The sequence below is a fragment of the uncultured Dialister sp. genome, assembly GCF_900541605.1.
Classification (GTDB): Bacteria; Bacillota; Negativicutes; order Veillonellales; family Dialisteraceae; genus Dialister.
In genome coordinates, this window is sequence record NZ_UQKJ01000130.1 from 1 (window position 1) to 4816 (window position 4816).

General features: G+C 49.5%; 6 protein-coding genes. All 6 read right to left on the minus strand.

The window, feature by feature from the left end:
• Positions 1–141 precede the first annotated feature (141 nt).
• Positions 142–1635 carry a threonine synthase gene (thrC, locus tag QZR21_RS07960; RefSeq protein WP_296096979.1) on the minus strand — a complete coding sequence of 498 codons (1494 nt, stop codon included), beginning with the start codon at positions 1633–1635 and terminating at the stop codon, positions 142–144.
• A gap of 108 nt (positions 1636–1743) precedes the next feature.
• Positions 1744–2328 (minus strand): hypothetical protein, encoded by a 585-nt coding sequence (locus tag QZR21_RS07965; protein WP_296096981.1) that lies wholly within the window; start codon positions 2326–2328, stop codon positions 1744–1746.
• Between the two features lie 118 nt (positions 2329–2446).
• Positions 2447–2635, minus strand: a complete 189-nt coding sequence (locus tag QZR21_RS07970; RefSeq protein ID WP_296096983.1) for a hypothetical protein — start codon at positions 2633–2635, stop codon at positions 2447–2449.
• 56 nt (positions 2636–2691) lie between these two features.
• Positions 2692–3009, minus strand: coding sequence for a YjcQ family protein (locus QZR21_RS07975; RefSeq protein WP_296096984.1), 318 nt, complete (start codon positions 3007–3009; stop codon positions 2692–2694).
• Position 3010: 1 nt separating this feature from the next.
• Complete coding sequence (locus QZR21_RS07980; protein ID WP_296096986.1) at positions 3011–3247, minus strand: hypothetical protein; 237 nt, start codon at positions 3245–3247, stop codon at positions 3011–3013.
• Positions 3248–3251: 4 nt separating this feature from the next.
• A complete protein-coding gene (locus QZR21_RS07985; protein WP_296096988.1) occupies positions 3252–4157 on the minus strand; it encodes a hypothetical protein in 906 nt (301 codons plus the stop codon).
• Positions 4158–4816 lie beyond the last annotated feature (659 nt).

Genomic DNA, 4816 nt, shown 5'->3' on the forward strand with positions numbered 1-4816 from the left:
AACGTAGTTGCTAACACCCTCAATCTCGGTCTCGACCTCGATCTCACCAGTGCCGCAGGCTATCGAGCCTTCCTAGTTGCTAGAAGCTAACAGCTAGAAGCCCCCATCCGTTCGCACGTCGCTCAGCCACATGGCACCCGATCAGCGGCGGGCGATCTCGTCTACATAGGCCCGGATCGCATCGGCCATGTCCTTCCGGTCTACGGTCTCGGTGAACCGCTTCGGCCGGGTTTCCAGTTCTCCCAGCTGCTTCGGGATGGCAATGCCCGTGGACTCTTCGATTTCCCGGAGCGTGTCGTAGGGGCTTTCTTTCTCTGCAAGGCCCAGGGCTTTGGCCACGACGCCGGGGAACTTGTAGGGATGGGCGGTGCTGATGATGACCGTATGGGAATGGCGGGGTACTTTGCCTTCCCTTCTCAGGTGGTCATAAACCGCATAGGCCACGGCGGTATGGGGGTCCATGAGGTAATCACAGGTCTCGTAGACGCCGCTCATGGCGTGGATCATGTCTTCCGGCGATGCCCAGCCTCCCATCATTTCCAGGCCTGCCTTTTGGAAGGCTTCTTTCGATACTTCGTATTTTCCTTCTTTTTTCAGCTTATCCATGGCTTCTGCCACGGCGTCGGCGGATCCGGTGAGGTAGTACAGGAACCGTTCAAAGTTGGAGGAAATGAGGATATCCATGGACGGCGCTTCGGTCATGTGGAAAGGCCGGTTGATATCGTAGGTACCGGTGGCAAAGAAATCAGCGAGCACCTTGTTTTCATTGGACGCGCAGATGAGCTCTCCGATGGGGGCCCCCACCTGTTTCGCGATCCAGGCAGCCAGGATGTTGCCAAAGTTGCCTGTAGGCACGACTACGTTGAACTTTTCTCCGGCACCGATGGACCCGTTTTCCATCAGTTTCAGCCAGATCCATACGTAGTACACCACCTGGGGCAGGAGGCGGCCGATGTTGATGGAATTGGCACTGGAGAAGAGGACTCCCTTTTCCGCCGATTCTTTACGGAGCTCGCTGCCAAAGACCTGCTTCAGGGTGCCCTGGGCGTCGTCGAAGTTTCCTTCGATGCCCACCACTTTTACGTTATCCCCCAGCTGCTTCTGCATCTGGTCCTTCTGCAGGGGGCTCACGCCGTGGGAGGGATAGAAGACCATGATATGGACTCCCGGCACATCCCGGAATCCTTCCAGCGCCGCTTTGCCGGTGTCTCCGGAGGTGGCGGTGAGAATGAGGATTTCCTTGCCGTCCTTGTCCTGTTTCTTCGCATACACCAGGAGGTACGGGAAAAGGGACAGGGCCAGGTCCTTGAAGGCGCAGGTGCGGCCATGGAACATTTCGGCCATGGAAAAGGCCTGGGACAGGGGCTTTACAGGCACAATGTCCTTCGTCTCAAAGGTGCCGGTGTAGGCACTGTGGGTGAGCTCTTTCAGCGTATCTTCCGGAATGTCCGTGAGGAAATGGGACAGCACAAAGGCCGCCAGTTCTTCGTAGGACATATCTTTCAGTGCCTCCGCCTCCAGAAAGGGCTTCGGTAGGAATTCAGGTACATAGAGGCCGCCGTCATCGGCCAGCCCCTTCAGCAGCGCTTCTTCCGCTGTCACTGTTTCATTACTTCTGGTACTTCTGTATTTCATGGGACACCTCCGCGAATTTTCTCCATTTATTGTCATTGTAACATAAATCAATAGGGAGAAACAGGAGAAACGGAGAAGGCGGAGGAATGTTTAGGATTTGTTTAGGGCTCACGCAGGAGCAGAACTGATTTGACTGAGTACACATGAGAACATATCAGCCTTAATCTTCAGGCACTGAGCCAGCCAGTCCTTTACGCCTTCATCAATGGAAACAGACTTATCTCCGACTTTCATACTCATGGAGTCGTCCTCGCCTACTTCTACCTTATCCCGCAGAAGTTTTACGAAGGCTTCCGGGTTCAAGGCATTCCCTTTGGCCAAGGCTGACTGCAGCATGGACTGCATGGACGTATGAATCCGCTTGGAATGCTCAGCTTCTGCCTTCTTTTCCGAAGCGGTGTACTTGTCCGTCAACTCTTTCACCTGGTTCTGAAGCGTGGTAATCTGACCGCCAAGGGACTCCGGATTCCCCGTTTTCTTCAGGGCCTCCAGCGCTGTGCGCAGATTATTCAGCGCAGACTGCGGGTCGTCACTGCTGCGAAGACCAAGGGCGTCCAGCACCTTGTTTTTCTCCACCCGATTGGCGGCCGCTTCGTTTCGGACGCCGGTGATAAGGTTCTGCAAGTCCGCTGCCATAGCGCCACCATTTTCCGCCTTTCCCAAGGCTTCAAAGATCTGTTCCAATGTATACATACTCCATCCTCCTGCCCGCCTGGGGCAATAAAAAATATATAGAACAGCGCCAGGCTGTCTCTAACAGGGCAATAAAAAAGCAGGCCATTCGGTCTGCTCACCTTGCAATCATATTGTACTATCCATCATAACCGGGATCAGGTTTCATCCTGATCTTATATCCGCGGGCAAGGTCGATTCCATCTGCCGTAATAGTCGCCACCACATGGGGCTTCTTTTCGTCTGTTTCTACAATCAGCCTCGTAATTCCTTTAATTAACCCATTTCCCAAACAAGTATTGCTGCCGGGCTTTGCAGTATCAGTCATATTGTTCACCTTTCTTTAACCATAAGAAAAGCCCGCTGCCCAGGCAGGCTTCATATTTAAATACCGGGCGTTACATCTTTAATGCCCTTCAACAACCTATAAGCTTTTTTCATCATGGTATTATCAGCCAGATATTCCATGCCAGTCAGCGTCAGATGGGGATTAATCAAAACAATGTCTGAACCACATTTATCAGTTACAACTTTAATTCCACTGATATACCCAGCTTCAACCAACGACCGAAGGATATTCAGAAATAAGGCATTGCTGACGCCAAAATGGGATGCAGTGAAATTCTCATCATCGAACTCTTCAGAGTTCATACAGATTTCGATATACTTCAGAATTCGATATATCAACTTGAAATTATTCATCTTATAACACTTCCCCAAAAGCTTTCTTTAGCGTCTCGAAATCATCATCTTCTACAACTTCAAACTTACCGGCGACCTTACTATCTAGTAAGCGCGGTTCTTTAATTGGATAAACATAATCTTCATTTGAATCATCAATGATCCGAATCCACGGAGGCCGTACATCAACGACATCATAAATTTTTTTATCAGTCAGACTGTCAACACCCTGATCCGGCCCTATATATCTTACTCTCATTACATTATTTCCTTTCTTTGGGATACCCCTTCACTTTAAATTCTACATTCATCTCATTATCAATTCTTCTATACCAATGAATATCAAAAATATATTTATCGGATGCTACAATACCTACCACTTTTTGCCATTGACTTTCATTTCCTCCATATTTCAAGGCCAACTTATCCGCAATTCTCAGCTTGCTTTTTCCACCACATCCGGCAATTATTTTTTTAGGAATTACGATCGCTTTCGCTGGGATATAAATTTCTTCCCCCGATTTATCCATCACAAGCAACCCTTCTGGTAGCCCCACTTCTTGTTTCATTATACTAAAAATCTGATCATTAACCAACTTCTGAAGTCGGCTTTCCTTCTTGGATGATAAATTTCTTGCCTTCTCCATCCACTCAGTCCGGCCAGCCCTCCATTCCTTTTCGCCCTTCACTCCCAAGATAGCCTGTCGAATGTGTAGCGGCTGCTGTTTCAGCCATGCATTTCCACGGCTTTCCACATTGTCAGACCATTTTTTCCCATTCAGTTCACCAGCATATACCGGAGCATAATGGCAAAGGCAGTGAGGATGAGCCGGATTTACAGGAGCCCGGTCTTTAGGAAAGACTCCTCTACCTAGCCCATACAGATCTGCATGGGCATACATATCGCAGATATCTTCCGCCGGATGCCGGCTTCCCAGCTTCCACTGATAGGCTGCAACGCTGTCGTCATTACCATACCTGGCAATAAAAGCATCATATCTGGCCCTGGCCGTTTCGGTCCTGGCAATTCTCTCTGCAATATATCGGCCTTTTTCTTCAATAGCCGATCTGACTGCATTCTGTACAGCCTGCTCACTGCCCTGGTCTATTTTATCCAGAAGTGCATTCAGCGATGTCCGGTAATGATTGTAGGTGCTTCTGTCGTCCACCAGGTCCTCAGCCTGGGCACGAACTTTACGAATAGCCCGCTGCAGGTTCTGTCTCTGAACGATATGGCCTGCGTTATATCCATCATAGAGGCTCTGGGCAGTATCTCTTGCGGTCTTACTTAAAAAGTAGAGCTGTTTCCAACTCTGCTTTAAAATAGTCGCCTGTACTCGAAACAGGTCTCCCCCGCCAGGGGATACTATACGGCTATAGCGCAATATCGCACTTTATACCTTGTACATTGTGATAAAAGCATGGCGGGAATGTTTAGAAAATGTCTAGAAAATGTTAGAAGGGGGGATGGCCATGGCCCAGGGGCTGATGGATAGATATATACATACATACATACATACATACATACATACATACGGTGAGAGCTTCTAGCTGCCAGCTTTTAGCTCTACCTCCTGCGGCACTTACGGGCGTATGAGCGTTGTGCTTACAGGCGACGCCTTGAGCCTGGAGTTATTCAGACTCTGCAAACTGAGCCCGTCGGTTCCCTTCAGCTAACCTCAGCCCGTTGGGGTAGCAAGGCATAGGCCTGCGGCGCTTTCAACAGAATCTGCAACCTATGGAGTTGTAACACCGTCACAGGCATTTAGCTGGGAGATCTCTCGACTCATCGTAGCTGTAGCGATTTTAAGAATAGTGTCAATAGCAT

What these genes read in the sequence shown, in the direction of transcription:
- thrC (WP_296096979.1), bottom strand. Translation starts at nt 1,635, where the DNA reads ATGAAATACAGAAGTACCAGAAGTAATGAAACAGTGACAGCGGAAGAA.
- QZR21_RS07975 (WP_296096984.1), bottom strand. Translation starts at nt 3,009, where the DNA reads ATGAATAATTTCAAGTTGATATATCGAATTCTGAAGTATATCGAAATC.
- QZR21_RS07970 (WP_296096983.1), bottom strand. Translation starts at nt 2,635, where the DNA reads ATGACTGATACTGCAAAGCCCGGCAGCAATACTTGTTTGGGAAATGGG.
- QZR21_RS07965 (WP_296096981.1), bottom strand. Translation starts at nt 2,328, where the DNA reads ATGTATACATTGGAACAGATCTTTGAAGCCTTGGGAAAGGCGGAAAAT.
- QZR21_RS07980 (WP_296096986.1), bottom strand. Translation starts at nt 3,247, where the DNA reads ATGAGAGTAAGATATATAGGGCCGGATCAGGGTGTTGACAGTCTGACT.